The organism is Streptomyces sp. NPDC103540, assembly GCF_055584445.1.
The window spans coordinates 933,625-947,191 of record NZ_JBVJMA010000001.1 but is presented as its reverse complement, the minus strand read 5'-3'; the positions used below and the strand labels follow the sequence as shown (position 1 = coordinate 947,191).

Here is a 13,567-nt window from a genome sequence, read left to right as displayed (position 1 = left end):
CCATGGGGCAAGGCGCCGCCCAGAGACACAAGGAAGGGGGAGGCGACGTCTTCGAAAGGGGGTACGCGGGCTCGAACAGGCCTGCGTGGTCTACACCAATGGGTGGTGTAGACCAGTTGTAGCACGGTCGGGGTTAGATAAGGAACCTTCAATTTCTGGCATTCGGCGACGCGGGCGCGCGCCCCGCCCGCCCGTGCCCGCCGGCGGACTTCCGGACATGCCGCAGGCCCCCGAATCCTGGGATCCGAGGGCCTGGAGGACGGGTCGAAGGACCCGAAAGCGGACGCCCGCGCGCCCGTATAACGGCTTGGCTACGCCTTCGTGTTCTCGGCCTGCATCGCGGCGATCTCCTCGTCCGACTCCCGACCCGGGGTCGGGATGTCGAACCTGGTGATCGCGAAGCGGAAGACGACGTAGTAGACGATCGCGAACGCCAGACCGATCGGGATGATCATCCACGGCTTCGTCGCCAGCCCCCAGTTGATGACGTAGTCGATCAGCCCCGCGGAGAAGCTGAAGCCGTCGTGCACCCCCAGTGCCCACGTCACCGCCATCGACACGCCCGTCAGCAACGCGTGGATCGCGTACAGCGCCGGCGCCACGAAGAGGAAGGAGTACTCCAGCGGCTCCGTGATGCCCGTGACGAAGGACGTCAGACCCACCGACAGCATCAGACCCCCCACCTCCTTGCGCCGCAGCGGCTTCGCGCAATGGGTGATCGCCAGCGCCGCCGCCGGCAGCGCGAACATCATGATGGGGAAGAAGCCGGAGAGGAACATGCCCGCGTTCGGGTCGCCCGCCAGGAACATGTTGATGTCACCGTGCACCGTCTGACCGTCCGGCTTGGTGTAGCTGCCGAACTGGAACCACACCGGCACGTTCAGGAACTGGTGCAGGCCGATCACCAGCAGCGCCCGGTTCGCCACGCCGAAGATTCCCGCACCCCACGAACCCAGCCCCACCAACCAGTCGGAGAAGCTCTCCAGCGCCCCGCCCACCGGCGGCCAGATCCACAGGCACAGCGCGGCGAACGCGATCGCGACGAACGACATGATGATCGGGACGAGCCGCCGCCCGTTGAAGAATCCGAGCCAGTCCACCAGCTTCACCCGGTGGTAGCGCTGCCAGAACCAGGCGGCGAGCAACCCCATGACGATGCCGCCGAAGACCCCCGGGTTCTGGTACGTGTACCCGGCGAAGGTGTCCGTCGGCGTCAGACAGCCCCCGCCGATGTCCTTCGTCCCCGACGGGCAGTCCTTGGGGAAGGCGTGCAGCACCCCCCGGTAGACGAGGAAGCCCGCGACGGCCGCCAGCGCCGTCGAACCGTCCGCCTTCTTGGCCATGCCGATCGCGACGCCGATGCAGAACAGGAGGGGCAACCCCAGGTCCGCGTCGAGCAGGGCCCCGCCCGCACCCGCCATCACCTTGGCCACGGCCGTCCAGTTCAGGCCGTCCTTCCCGAACACGTCGGGCTGGCCGAGACGGTTGAGGATGCCCGCGGCGGGCAGGACGGCGATCGGGAGCTGGAGGCTGCGCCCCATCTTCTGGAGCCCCTGGAACAGGCCGTTCCACCACTGTGGTTGTGGCGTCGCCGCCGCGCTGCTCGCGCTCATCGCGTCCTCCCTGACCCGTCCCGTTTTGGCCGTGGCAACACTTGCGGCACACTGGTGTAGACCAGTTGTGGGCAGGTTGCTGCTGATCGTCATCATTCGGCAGATAACGGGCCTGCGCTCGCGTGGATAGGCCAACCGTGAGCTACCGTGACAAAGCGGACGCGACTGGCTACGGCCGCCGAGACTCGTTCTTCGAATCACTCAGATCACTCAGGGAGAAACACATGGCCACCAAGGCTGAGAAGATCGTCGCCGGGCTCGGCGGTATCGAGAACATCGAAGAGGTCGAAGGCTGCATCACCCGCCTGCGCACCGAGGTCATCGACCCCAGCAAGGTCGACGAGGCCGCCCTCAAGGCCGCCGGCGCCCACGGCGTCGTCAAGATGGGCACCGCGATCCAGGTCGTCATCGGCACCGACGCCGACCCCATCGCCGCCGACATCGAAGACATGATGTGAGCTGAGCCCACCGGCTCCGCACCACCCCACCCAGACCCCGTACCGGCCCACCGGACGGGGTCTGCGCGCGTCCCGCCGCCTTCGCACACCCCACCCCGCACCCACTAGGCTCACGACCATGTCTCGCATCGACGGCCGCACGCCCGAACAGCTCCGCCCGGTCACCATCGAACGCGGATGGAGCAAGCACGCCGAGGGCTCCGTCCTCATCTCCTTCGGAGACACCAAGGTCTTCTGCACCGCCTCCTTCACCGAAGGCGTCCCCCGCTGGCGCAAGGGCAGCGGCGAAGGCTGGGTCACCTCCGAATACTCGATGCTGCCCCGCTCCACCAACACCCGCGGCGACCGCGAATCCGTCCGCGGCAAGATCGGCGGCCGCACCCACGAGATCTCCCGCCTCATCGGCCGCTCCCTGCGCGCCGTCATCGACTACAAGGCCCTCGGCGAGAACACCATCGTCCTGGACTGCGACGTCCTCCAGGCCGACGGCGGCACCCGCACCGCCGCCATCACCGGCGCCTACGTCGCCCTCGCCGACGCCATCGCCTGGGGCCAGAAGAAGAAGCTCGTCAAGGCCGGCCGCAAGCCCCTCACCGGCACCGTCGCCGCCGTCAGCGTCGGCATCGTCGACGGCGTCCCCCTCCTCGACCTCTGCTACGAGGAAGACGTCCGCGCCGAAACCGACATGAACGTCGTCTGCACCGGCGACGGCCGCTTCGTCGAGGTCCAGGGCACCGCCGAGGGCGAGCCCTTCGACCGCAAGGAACTCAACGCGCTCCTCGACCTCGCCGCCGGCGGCTGCGCCGACCTCGAAGCCCTCCAGCTCGGCGCCCTGGAACTCCAGACCCCGTAACACCCCCGCCGCCGACGCGCCCCGGACCCGGCAACCGCCGGAGCCGCCCACGCGTCTACGCCGGTACGGGCGCACGGTGTCGAAGCCGTGCGCCCCGTCCAGGCATCCGAACCCCGGGGGACCCCATGAAGCCGACGCACCCGACGCAGCCCACGCAGCCCACGCGCGCGACCGACCCCGGCCGCCGCCGCGGGCCGCGCCTCGCAGCCGTCGCGGTCGCCGCCGTGCTCGCCGTCCCGGCCCTCACCTCCTGCGACGCGATATCCACCGCCATGGACTGCGCCAACACCGCCGTCGCCATCGCCGACAGCGCCAACCAGCTCCAGCAGTCCGTCTCCCAGGCCGGCAACAGCGTCCAGGACACCCGGAACGCGCTCGACCAGATCGACGCCAACCTCAAGAAGATCAAGGACCAGACGGGCAACGCCGACCTCGGCAAGGCCGTCGACTCCATGGCCACCGCCGTCAAGAACGTCCGCACCTCCGTCGAGGGCGGCAACGTCAACCCCGACATCCAGCCCGTCGCGGACGCCGCCAAGGAGATCTCCAAGGTCTGCACCCCGGGCTGATCCGAGGCCGCGCGACGGAAATAATGGCGGCATGACCTCCACGCCCCGCCGCCTGATCCTGGCCACCCGCAACCCGGGCAAGATCACCGAGCTGCACGCCATCCTGTCCGCCGCCGGCCTGCCCTTCGAGCTGGTCGGCGCGGACGCGTACCCCGAGATCCCGGACGTCAAGGAGACCGGCGTCACCTTCGCCGAGAACGCCCTCCTGAAGGCCCACGCCCTCGCCCGGGCCACCGGCCTGCCGGCGGTCGCCGACGACTCCGGCCTGTGCGTGGACGTCCTGGGCGGAGCCCCCGGCATCTTCTCCGCCCGCTGGGCCGGCACCCACGGCGACGACAAGGCCAACCTCGACCTGCTCCTCGCCCAGCTCGGCGACATCGCCGACGAGCACCGCGCCGCCCACTTCTTCTGCGCGGCCGCGCTCGCCCTGCCCGACGGCACCGAACGCGTCGTCGAGGGCCGCCTCCTGGGCACCCTGCGCCACACCCCCTCGGGCGCCGGCGGCTTCGGCTACGACCCGATCCTCCAGCCCCTGAACGACACCCGCACCTGCGCCGAACTCGCCCCGGCCGAGAAGAACGCCATCTCCCACCGCGGCCAGGCCTTCCGCGCCCTGATCCCGGTGGTCCGCGAACTCCTGGGCTGAGGCGGCTCCCACGCATGGCAAGCGCAGGGCCCCTCACGCGTATGCGTGAGGGGCCCTGTGGCCCACGTGCGGTTGGGGGGACTCGAACCCCCACGGGTTTTACCCCACTGGGATCTAAACCCAGCGTGACTGCCAATTCCACCACAACCGCGACATATCGACCAAATCGGACATGACTTCCGGTTGGCCGCCCTTAGTCTACGACCGTTGGTCCAGGGAGGGCGACGGTGCGTGGGATCGACCTTCGACCCCAGGTGTCGGTCAGTGCATGGCAGTTGGGGCACAGGTAGCGCAGGTTCGGGAGTCGATTGTCGCGCCAGTCGCCGTTCACGTGATCGATGTGGAGTGTCAACGGCCTGCCGAGCCATTCTCCCGGATTGCCGCAGTGGGCACATGCTGCGGGGACGCCGGCCGCCCGTAGCGCCCGATGCAGCCTTTCCCGGTTCGTACGGGGTGCGCCTTCGGGGAGGAGGGTGAGTGCCGATGTGGCGGGCCTTGCGGCGGTGGTGCGGGATGTTGCCCAGGGGCGACGCTTGAAGTGGCCGGTGTCGAGGTGTAGTCGCGAGATCTGACGCCGCACGCGTCGATGATTGACGTCATTGACGTCGAGGTCGAGGGCGCGCATGACGTCGGCGTAACTCTGCGCCTCGGGAACGGCGGCGCGCAGTGCCTCGTCGGAGATGCGGGGGCGGCCGCCGTGGAAATGGGTCGTATCGATACCGTGCTTCCGCAACGCCCTGCCTATCGCGGCGCGGGAGCGGCCGTCATCCGGCACACCCAACAGGCGGGCGACGCCGCGGATGCTGTCGGTCGCGGCCGCCGCGGCGGCCAGGTCGCCCGGGTTGAGGGGCTGTGTCACCTGACGTCGAGCCGACGCGGGGAAGTGGCTGATGTCGATGCCCGCCGCCGCGATGCGACGTGAGAGGTGCGACAGGGTGCCGGACGCGGGCCGGGCGCCGAGGGTCAGGGCCACCTCACGCAGTGTGGTGGAGGCGGCGGCCGCCGTGGCGATGGCCTCGTCCGTGTAGGCCTGTCGCGGGTCACGCCGCGCGAAGTGTCCGACGTCTATGCCGTACAGGGTCACCTTGCGCTGGAGGGTGCGTCGCTGCCCACCGCTTGCCTTCAAGCCGAGGCGGCGGGTCAGGTCGGCCCATCCGTGTGCTTCGGCGGCAGCGGCCGCGAGTGACTTACGTTCGCATGGTGCGGGCATGGGTGGCTTCCCCTCATTCCGACCGCTTGTGCGGCATTCGCACGGACTAACGTGGCAGTGGAGTGGTGGTCACGGGGGATTTCGTGGGATAAGCGGAACGTCCCGCACCGGTGGGGCGGGACGTTCGGAGGGGTGGGGCGGTGTCAGATGCCCAGGTCCTTGATGATCTTGGCTACGTGGCCGGTCGCCTTGACGTTGTAGAAGGCGTGCTCGACCTTGCCCTGCTCGTCGACGACGATCGTGGAGCGGATGACCCCGGTGACCGTCTTGCCGTAGAGCTTCTTCTCGCCGAAGGCGCCGTAGGCGGTCAGGGTCTCCTTTTCGGGGTCGCCGACCAGGGTGACCTTCAGGTTCTCCTTGTCGCGGAACTTCGCGAGCTTCTCCGGCTTGTCGGGCGAGACGCCGATGACGTCGTAGCCGGCCGTGGCCAGGGCGTCCAGGTTGTCGGTGAAGTCGCAGGCCTGCTTCGTGCAGCCGGGCGTCAGGGCCGCCGGGTAGAAGTAGACGATCACCTTGCGGCCCTGGTGGGCGGCCAGCGACACCTCGTTGCCGTCCGCGTCGGGCAGGGTGAAGGCGGGGGCGGTGTCGCCCGGCTGGAGTCGCTCGCTCATCGGTGGTCTCCTCGGGAGGGGAACGGTACGTCACGAGACTAAGCTGACAGACTGTTCACGGCGGTCCGCATCCGCCGAAGACGACCACGACGACGGAGGCAGCGCGGTGCCGGAAGCCAGGACCCCCGCACAGATCGAGGCGGACATCGTCCGCCGCCGCGAGCAGCTCGCCGAGACGCTCGACGAGATCGGCGTGCGCATGCACCCGAAGACGATCGTCGGGGACGTGAAGGCCAAGGCCGTCGGCGCCGTGGACCACACCGCGGGCCGGGCCATCGTGGCCGTGAACCGGCTCGTCACCGACGTCAGGGGCGGCCTGCGCCACGAGGACGGCGCACCGCGCGTGGAGCGGATCCTGCCGGTCGCGCTCGTCGCGGTCGGTGTGGTGGGGCTCCTGGTGGTCTCCGTCCGACGCAAGCGGTGAGGACCCGCCGGCGGACGGGGCGGGCGGGGGCAGGTAGGTTCGGGGCGTGAGCGAGAACACCACCCACGACAAGCTGCCCATCCGCATGCTCCACGACCGCGTGCTCGTGAAGTCCGACCTCCCCGAGGGGGAGCGGCGCTCGGGCGGCGGCATCCTGATCCCGGCGACGGCCGCGGTGGGCAAGCGGCTCGCCTGGGCCGAGGTGGTCGCGGTCGGACAGAACGTACGGAGCGTGGAGCCGGGCGACCGGGTGCTCTACGACCCCGAGGACCGGGCCGAGGTCGAGGTCCGCGGGGCGACGTACGTGCTGATGCGCGAGCGGGACCTGCACGCCGTGGCCGCGGAGCGGCTGGAGGGGTCCAAGGACTCCACCGGCCTGTACCTGTAGGGACGCGGCGGACGAAGGGCCGGTGACCGAGGTCACCGGCCCTTCGTCGTGCGTTTTGCTACGGTGGGGGAGAACCCCCGACGAGACGCGCCGTACCGGGTTGACGACAAGACGACGCACCCCGTTCCGCTCTCGTCCCGGAGGTGTCCGTCATGGCCTGGGTTCTTCTTCTCGTCGCCGGTCTGCTCGAGGTCGGCTGGTCGATCGGCATGAAGTTCACCGAGGGCTTCACGCGTCTGTGGCCGTCCGTCTTCACCGGCGCCGGCATCGTCGCCAGCATGGTGTTGCTGTCCTACGCCGCCAAGACCCTGCCGATCGGTACGGCGTACGGGGTGTGGGTGGGCATCGGCGCGGCGGGTGCGGCGGTGCTCGGCATGGCGGTGCTGGGGGAGCCCGTGACCGCCGCCCGGATCTTCTTCATCTGTCTGCTGCTGGTCGCCGTGGTCGGCCTGAAGGCCACCTCCGGCCACTGACGCCGTCGCGCGGGTCCCCGGTCACTCCAGGTAGTCGGCCGGGGGTCGGCGTCCCCGGTCGGGCGATCCGGTGCCCTCCCCGCCCGTCGTCTCCCCGCCGGTGTTCTGTCCGCCGGTGTCCTGCCCGCCGGTGGTCTCGCCGCCGGTCGTGTCCCCGCCACCCGTGTTCTGGCCCCCGTTGTTCTGGCCGCCCGTGTTCTGTCCGCCGTCGGTCTGGCCCCCGTTGTTCTGGCCTCCGGAGTTCTGCCCGCCGTTGTTCTGGCCGCCCGAGTTCTGTCCGCCGTTGTTCTGGCCCCCCGTGTTCTGTCCGGGCGTGGTCTGGCCGCCCGTCGAGGGGCTCGGGGGGAAGGGGGGACGGCTGCCGTCCTGCGGCTGTTGCGGGCTGCTCGGCTGGACCGGGGCGGGCGGCGCGATCCGGTCCGCGCCCGGCTGGAGCTCCAGGTCGAAGTCCACCGGGTCCGACCCCTCCAGGGCCGCCTTCGTGTACGCCGCCCAGATCCGGGCCGGGTAGCCGCCGCCCCCGATGCGGTTCTCGCCCAGGGCCCCGTAGAGGGACTGGAGCGTGCCCGTGTCGGGGTCCTGGCCCATCATCGAGACCACCGTCACGAGGTCCGGGGTGTACGCGGCGAACCAGGCGGCCCGGTCCAGCTCGGCGGTGCCCGTCTTGCCCGCGGCCGGCCGGCCGGCGGCCAGCGCCTCTGTCCCGGTGCCGTTGTCCACGACGCTGACCAGCATGGACGTGGTCGTGTCGGCGGCTTCGCGGCTGATGGCCTCACGGCTCGGGCGGTCGGGCAGGTCGACGTCCTCGCCGTCCTTGGAGATCTTCTCCAGCAGGGTGTAGGGGGTGTGCCGGCCGTGGTCGGCGAGGGTCGCGTAGGCCACCGTCATGTCGAGGACGCTCGCCTGGAGGGTGCCCAGGGCCATCGCGGGGACGGGCGGGAAGTTCGGGGTGTTCTCGGGGATGCCGAGGGCGATGGCGGTGTCCTTGACCTTGACGGTGCCGACGTCGACGACCATCTGCGCGTACACGGCGTTGACCGACAGGTCGGTGGCGGTGTTGACGGTGATGGGCCCGTAGGAGACCTGCCCCTCGTTCTCGGGGCTGTAGCGGATCCGGCCGCCGACCACCGGCCGCCGGTTGTCGCCGTTGTAGACGGTGTTCGGGGTGATCCGGCGGCCGTCCTGGGTGCGGGAGTCGTTCTGGACGGCCGAGGCGAACACGAAGGGCTTGAAGGTGGACGCCACCTGGTAGTCGTGCCGGGTCGCGTTGTTCACGTACTGCTTCGTGTAGTCGATGCCGCCGTACAGGGCGACGACCTTCCCGGTGGCGGGGTCGATGGAGACGGCGCCGGCGCGGACGTCGCGGTCGGCGGGGCGGGCGGCCGGGTCGAGCTTCTCCACCATCTCCTTCTCGACGGCGGAGACGAGGGCGTTCTCGCGGCGCCGGTCGATGGTGGTGGTGATGCGGTAGCCGCCCTCGGCCAGGGTCTTGTCGTCGAGGATCCTGTTCTCGCCGATGTACTCCTTGACCGCCTCGACCAGGTAGCCGCGCTGACCGGACAGGCCGGCGGCCGGGCGGATCCTCCCCGGTTCGGGGAAGCGCGCGGCGGCGCGTTCCTCGGGGGTCATCCAGTTCTTCTTCACCATGCCGTCGAGCACGTAGTTCCAGCGGGCGACCGCCCGGTCGCGGCTGCGCGGGTGGGCGACGACGTCGAAGGCGCTGGGGGAGTTGAGGAGGGTGGCGAGGTAGGCGCCCTCGACGGGGGTCAGGGCGTTGACGTCCTTGCCGTAGTAGGCCTGGGCGGCTGCCTGGATCCCGTACGCGTTGCGGCCGAAGTAGCTGGTGTTCAGGTAGCCCTCCAGGATGTAGTCCTTCGACTTCTCGCGGCCCAGCTTGATCGCGATGAAGAACTCCTTCACCTTCCGGCTCACGGTCTGTTCCTGGCCCAGGTAGTAGTTCTTGACGTACTGCTGGGTGATGGTCGAACCGGACTGCTTGCCCTTGCCGGTCAGCGTGTTCCAGGCGGCGCGGACCATCGCCTTGGGGTCCACCGCCCGCTCCGAGTGGAAGTCGCGGTCCTCGGCGGCCAGCACCGCCTCCTGGACGCCGGTGGGGACCTGGGAGAGGGGGACGTTGACCCGGTTGACCTCGCCGTCACGGGCGAGCGGGGACCCGTCCGCGTAGAGGTAGACGTTCGACTGCGCGGTGGCGGCCGCGTTCGCCGGCGGGATGTCGACCAGCAGGTAGCCGGCGACGAGGGCCCCGCCGAGCAGCAGGAGCAGGGCCAGGACCGTGCCGAGGGTGGTGCGCCAGGTGGGCAGCAGGCGGCGCGGGCCGGTGCGGCGGCCCTTCCCGCGCGCGGGTCCGGCCGGCCCCGACGGGGGCGCCTTGTCCGCGGGGGGTCGTCCGGGGGTGTCCGGGTCGCGAGGCGTCCAGCCCTGGGGTGGTGACTGGTCGCTCATCTCCGGAACTCCTCGGCGCCGTACGAAACGTCCACACAAGTACCTCATGGTGTCTACCCGATGGCAGGTGATTCCGTGCCGGACGGGTGGAAATCGGTCGCGTGGCTCGCTCCTCCGCACTAAGCTCGCGCGCTTTGACCGAAGTGGGAACGACGGGGGGAAAGGAGGGATACGGTGCGTCAGCGAGCCCGGCTCTACCCGGCCGTGGCGGCCGGCGGATTCCGGCGGTACGCCACGTACGGGACGGCGACGGCCGCGGGTGTGTTCACCAACACCGTCTTCGGGTTGATCGTCGCGTACGCCTACCTCGCGCTGTGGGAGGAGCGCCCCGGTCTGGGCGGCTACGACCGGGCGCAGGCCCTCACCTTCGTGTGGGTCAGCCAGGCCCTGATCGCGGCGGTCGCCCTGATCGGGGGTGGTTTCCAGGAGGAGCTCCAGGAGCGGGTCCGAACGGGTGACATCGCCGTCGACCTGTACCGTCCGGCCGACCTCCAGCTGTGGTGGCTGGCCGCCGACCTGGGGCGGGCCGCCTTCCAGCTCATGGGGCGGGGCGTGGTGCCCTTGCTGGTGGGGGCCCTGGTCTTCCCGCTGGCGCTGCCGTCGGATCCGACGCGCTGGGCGCTGTTCCTGGTGTCGGTGTTCCTGGGGTTGGTGGTGAGCTTCGCGATCCGCTACCTGCTGGGGTTGTCGGCGTTCTGGCTGATGGACGGCTCGGGGGTCAACCTGATGGCCGCCGTCGTGTCGACGTTCTTCTCGGGGGTGTTGCTGCCGCTCACCCTCTTCCCCGGCGGGTTCGGCGAGGTGGTGCGGTCGTTGCCGTGGGCGGCGATGCTCCAGACGCCGCTGGACGTCCTGTTGGGTACGCACGAGGGGGCGGGGGCGGCCCTGCCCGCGCTGGGGTTCCAGGCCGCCTGGGCGCTGCTCCTGCTGGGTGCGGGCCGGTGGGCGCAGGCGGCGGCGACGCGGAGGGTGGTGGTCCAGGGTGGCTGAGGCGACGCTGACGCGGGAGGACCGGGCCGACGGTCCGCGCGGCGGGGGCGCGGCGCGGGACGGGGGCGGTTGGCGGGAGGGGGTGCGGGGTTACGGGCTGATCGTGGCCATGTGGGTCCGTTCCACGATGACGTACCGGATGTCGTTCGTCCTGGCGACGGTGGGGAACGGGGCGATCTCCCTGCTCGACTTCGTCGCGGTCCACCTGATGTTCTCGCACGTGGACGTGCTCGGTGGGTTCACGCTGCCGGAGATCGCGCTGCTCTACGGGGCCTGCTCGGCCTCCCTCGGGTTGGCGGACCTGTTGCTCGGCAACACCGACCGGGTGGGCGTCCGGATCCGGGACGGTTCGCTCGACACGATGCTGGTGCGGCCGGTGCCGGTCCTGGCGCAGGTGGCGGCGGACCGGTTCGCGCTGCGCCGGCTGGGGCGGATCGTGCAGGGGCTCGGGGTGTTGGGTTGGGCGGTGTGGGCGGTGGACGTGGACTGGACGCCGGCCAAGGCGCTGCTGGTGCCGGTGATGGTGCTGGCGGGCGCGGGGATCTTCGCCGGGGTGCTGATCGGCGGGGCGGCGTTCCAGTTCGTGGCGGGGGACGCGGCCGAGGTGCAGAACAGCTTCACCTACGGCGGTTGCACGATGCTCCGGTACCCGCCGTCGGTGTTCGCGAAGGACCTGGTGCGCGGGGTGACGTTCGTGTTGCCGCTGGCCTTCGTCAACTGGGTGCCCGCGCTGTACGTGCTGGGGCGGCCCGATCCGTTGGGGTTGCCGGACTGGGCGGCGTTCGTGAGTCCGCTCGTGGCGTCGGCGGTGATCCTGCCCGCGTCGCTGGCCTGGCGCGCGGGGCTTCGTTCCTACCGCAGTACCGGGAGCTAGTGGTGTCGGAAGCGTTGATCTCGTTGGACGGGGTGGAGAAGGTCTTCGACGTACGGCGGCGGGTGGGTCCGTTGCGGCGGGAGAAGCGGCGGGTGAGGGCCGTGGACGGGATCGGTTTCGAGATCGCGCGCGGGGAGGTGGTCGGCTACATCGGGCCCAACGGGGCGGGGAAGTCGACGACGATCAAGATGTTGACCGGGATCCTCACGCCGAGCGCCGGCCGGGTGCGCGTCGCGGGGATCGATCCGGCGCGCGAGCGGATGCGGTTGGCGCACCGGATCGGGGTGGTGTTCGGGCAGCGCACCACGTTGTGGTGGGACCTGCCGTTGAGGGACTCGTACGGGTTGATGCGGCGCATGTACCGGATCCCTCGGGCGCGCTACGCCGAGAACCTGGAGCGGTGCGTGGAGAACCTCGACCTGGCGGCGCTGCTCGACGTGCCGGTCCGTCAGTTGTCGCTCGGGCAGCGGATGCGCGGGGACATCGCGGCGGCGTTGCTGCACGATCCGGAGGTGTTGTACCTGGACGAGCCGACGATCGGGTTGGACGTCGTCAGCAAGGCGAAGGTGCGGGCCTTCCTGCGGCGGTTGAACGAGGAGTCGGGCACCACGGTGCTGCTGACCACGCACGACCTCCAGGACATCGAGCAGTTGTGCGGGCGGGTGATGGTGATCGACCACGGGCGGCTGGTGTACGACGGTCCGTTGGCCGGGCTGCACGCGGTGGGGGGCGGCGAGCGGACGCTGGTGGTGGATCTGGAGCGGGAGCTGGCGCCGATCGAGGTGGAGGGGGCCCGGGTGGTGCGGGTGGACGGGGCGCGGCAGTGGTTGGCGTTCCCGGCGGGTTCCTCGGCGGCGCCGTTGGTGGCGGCGGTGGCGGCGCGGTATCCGTTGTCGGACCTGTCGTTGCGGGAGCCGGACATCGAGGACGTGATCGCGCGGATGTACGCGGGGCGGGGGTAGGGGTGGGTGGGGGATGAATCAGGGGTGGCCCCGGGGTGGAGGTCGGGGACGGGCCGTTCTGCGGGGGCGCCCCGGTGCATAGGGTGGTCCACATGAGTGACGAGCGGCCTCAGGAGCCGTTGCCGGAGAAGGCATCGCTGGAGAAGGCCCCCGCGCCCGCCCCCGCCCCCGCGCCCGTTCCCGCCCCCGCGGAGCGGTCGCCGGAGCCGGGCGGGATGAGGGCCTCGGACGCCGACCGCGAGCGGGTGGTGGAGCGGTTGCGGGACGCCGTCGCCGAGGGCCGGCTCGACATGGACGAGTTCGAGGAGCGGCTGGACGCGGCGTACGCCTCCCGTACGTACGCCGAGCTCGAACCCCTGACCCGCGACCTGCCGGCCCCGGCGGGGGAGGCGGGCGCCTTCCCGGTGGTCCCCGCGCCCGGCGCGGCGCCCGCGCCCGCGGACCGGTCCTGGGCGGCGCGGATCGGTGGCGGGGGCACCTCGGCGACGGGGGTGGCGGTGATGTCGGCGTTCCAGCGCAAGGGGCACTGGACGATGCCGCGCCGTTTCGACGCGGTGGCGTTCTGGGGCGGGGGTGAGATCGACCTGCGCCAGGCGAACTTCGCGGAGCGGGAGGTGGTCATCAACTGCTTCGCGGTGATGGGCGGCATCGAGATCACGGTTCCGCCGGGCGTGGACGTGGAGGTGCGGGGCATCGGCGTCATGGGCGGTTTCGAACAGCGGGGGAGCGATCATCCGGTGGATCCGGCCGCGCCGCGGGTGATCGTCACCGGGTTCGCCTTCTGGGGCGGGGTGGGGATCAAGGTGAAGGAGCCGAAGGGGCGGGGGCGGGCCGGCGGGGGTTCCCGCAAGGAGCTGTGAGGCAGCGGTAGGGGAGCCGCGGGCGAGCGGTGGGCGAGCCGTAGGGCCGTCCGCGGTGCCGTTCGGCGTGCCGGGAACTCCCCGGGCCCGTCGGGAGTCGGAAGATACGCAGACAAAACCGGCCACCGGGGGAAGGCAGGAGCACGTGGACGACGTGGACAGCCGCACGAGAT

General features: G+C 70.8%; 15 protein-coding genes, 1 tRNA gene and 1 riboswitch. Of the genes, 11 read left to right on the top strand and 5 right to left on the bottom strand.

Annotation, left to right across the window (positions count from 1 at the left end; translation table 11 throughout):
- Positions 1-311 precede the first annotated feature (311 nt).
- A complete protein-coding gene (locus tag ACZ6ZI_RS04235) occupies positions 312-1,613 on the bottom strand; it encodes a PTS transporter subunit EIIC (protein WP_469515531.1) in 1,302 nt (433 codons plus the stop codon).
- Positions 1,614-1,735: 122 nt separating this feature from the next.
- Here ACZ6ZI_RS04235 and ACZ6ZI_RS04230 point away from each other — a divergent pair, with 122 nt between their 5' ends.
- The 4 genes from ACZ6ZI_RS04230 to rdgB all read left to right on the top strand — a co-directional run bounded on the left by ACZ6ZI_RS04230 (position 1,736) and on the right by rdgB (position 4,139).
- Positions 1,736-2,071, top strand: a complete 336-nt coding sequence (locus tag ACZ6ZI_RS04230; protein WP_363054491.1) for a PTS sugar transporter subunit IIB — start codon at positions 1,736-1,738, stop codon at positions 2,069-2,071.
- Between the two features lie 118 nt (positions 2,072-2,189).
- Complete coding sequence (gene rph, locus ACZ6ZI_RS04225; protein WP_363054490.1) at positions 2,190-2,924, top strand: ribonuclease PH; 735 nt, start codon at positions 2,190-2,192, stop codon at positions 2,922-2,924.
- A 125-nt stretch (positions 2,925-3,049) separates the two neighbouring features.
- Positions 3,050-3,493 (top strand): hypothetical protein, encoded by a 444-nt coding sequence (locus ACZ6ZI_RS04220; RefSeq protein WP_469515526.1) that lies wholly within the window; start codon positions 3,050-3,052, stop codon positions 3,491-3,493.
- Positions 3,494-3,524: 31 nt separating this feature from the next.
- Complete coding sequence (gene rdgB / locus ACZ6ZI_RS04215) at positions 3,525-4,139, top strand: RdgB/HAM1 family non-canonical purine NTP pyrophosphatase (protein ID WP_469515523.1); 615 nt, start codon at positions 3,525-3,527, stop codon at positions 4,137-4,139.
- Between the two features lie 67 nt (positions 4,140-4,206).
- Here the strand turns inward: rdgB and ACZ6ZI_RS04210 are convergent.
- The 3 genes from ACZ6ZI_RS04210 to bcp all read right to left on the bottom strand — a co-directional run bounded on the left by ACZ6ZI_RS04210 (position 4,207) and on the right by bcp (position 5,960).
- Positions 4,207-4,290 (bottom strand) — tRNA-Leu (locus tag ACZ6ZI_RS04210).
- 42 nt (positions 4,291-4,332) lie between these two features.
- Positions 4,333-5,223, bottom strand: a complete 891-nt coding sequence (locus ACZ6ZI_RS04205) for an HNH endonuclease signature motif containing protein (protein WP_469515521.1) — start codon at positions 5,221-5,223, stop codon at positions 4,333-4,335.
- Between the two features lie 269 nt (positions 5,224-5,492).
- Complete coding sequence (gene bcp / locus ACZ6ZI_RS04200; RefSeq protein WP_469515519.1) at positions 5,493-5,960, bottom strand: thioredoxin-dependent thiol peroxidase; 468 nt, start codon at positions 5,958-5,960, stop codon at positions 5,493-5,495.
- 106 nt (positions 5,961-6,066) lie between these two features.
- On the opposite strand from bcp, the gene ACZ6ZI_RS04195 reads away from it, so the two are divergent.
- The 3 genes from ACZ6ZI_RS04195 (at position 6,067) to ACZ6ZI_RS04185 (ending at position 7,245) form a co-directional block, all read left to right on the top strand.
- On the top strand, positions 6,067-6,384 hold the full coding sequence (locus ACZ6ZI_RS04195; RefSeq protein WP_363054483.1) for a DUF3618 domain-containing protein: 318 nt from the start codon (positions 6,067-6,069) through the stop codon (positions 6,382-6,384).
- Between the two features lie 46 nt (positions 6,385-6,430).
- The gene (locus ACZ6ZI_RS04190) at positions 6,431-6,772 is read left to right on the top strand and encodes a GroES family chaperonin (protein ID WP_030239046.1); all 342 of its coding nucleotides are present in this window, start codon (positions 6,431-6,433) and stop codon (positions 6,770-6,772) included.
- A gap of 60 nt (positions 6,773-6,832) precedes the next feature.
- A riboswitch (guanidine-III (ykkC-III) riboswitch) is annotated at positions 6,833-6,893 on the top strand.
- 31 nt (positions 6,894-6,924) lie between these two features.
- Positions 6,925-7,245 carry a DMT family transporter gene (locus tag ACZ6ZI_RS04185; protein WP_030158619.1) on the top strand — a complete coding sequence of 107 codons (321 nt, stop codon included), beginning with the start codon at positions 6,925-6,927 and terminating at the stop codon, positions 7,243-7,245.
- A 21-nt stretch (positions 7,246-7,266) separates the two neighbouring features.
- On the opposite strand, the gene ACZ6ZI_RS04180 is transcribed toward ACZ6ZI_RS04185, so the two are convergent.
- On the bottom strand, positions 7,267-9,708 hold the full coding sequence (locus ACZ6ZI_RS04180; RefSeq protein ID WP_469515516.1) for a transglycosylase domain-containing protein: 2,442 nt from the start codon (positions 9,706-9,708) through the stop codon (positions 7,267-7,269).
- 174 nt (positions 9,709-9,882) lie between these two features.
- Between ACZ6ZI_RS04180 and ACZ6ZI_RS04175 the strand changes: the two genes are divergently transcribed.
- The 4 genes from ACZ6ZI_RS04175 to ACZ6ZI_RS04160 all read left to right on the top strand — a co-directional run bounded on the left by ACZ6ZI_RS04175 (position 9,883) and on the right by ACZ6ZI_RS04160 (position 13,394).
- Positions 9,883-10,698, top strand: a complete 816-nt coding sequence (locus ACZ6ZI_RS04175; protein ID WP_469515514.1) for an ABC transporter permease — start codon at positions 9,883-9,885, stop codon at positions 10,696-10,698.
- Positions 10,691-11,572, top strand: coding sequence for an ABC transporter permease (locus ACZ6ZI_RS04170; RefSeq protein WP_363054480.1), 882 nt, complete (start codon positions 10,691-10,693; stop codon positions 11,570-11,572). Before ACZ6ZI_RS04175 ends, ACZ6ZI_RS04170 begins: the two co-directional genes overlap by 8 nt.
- A 2-nt stretch (positions 11,573-11,574) precedes the next feature.
- A complete protein-coding gene (locus ACZ6ZI_RS04165; protein WP_469515508.1) occupies positions 11,575-12,534 on the top strand; it encodes an ABC transporter ATP-binding protein in 960 nt (319 codons plus the stop codon).
- 92 nt (positions 12,535-12,626) lie between these two features.
- The gene (locus tag ACZ6ZI_RS04160) at positions 12,627-13,394 is read left to right on the top strand and encodes a DUF1707 SHOCT-like domain-containing protein (RefSeq protein WP_469515505.1); all 768 of its coding nucleotides are present in this window, start codon (positions 12,627-12,629) and stop codon (positions 13,392-13,394) included.
- The last annotated feature ends 173 nt before the right edge of the window (positions 13,395-13,567 follow it).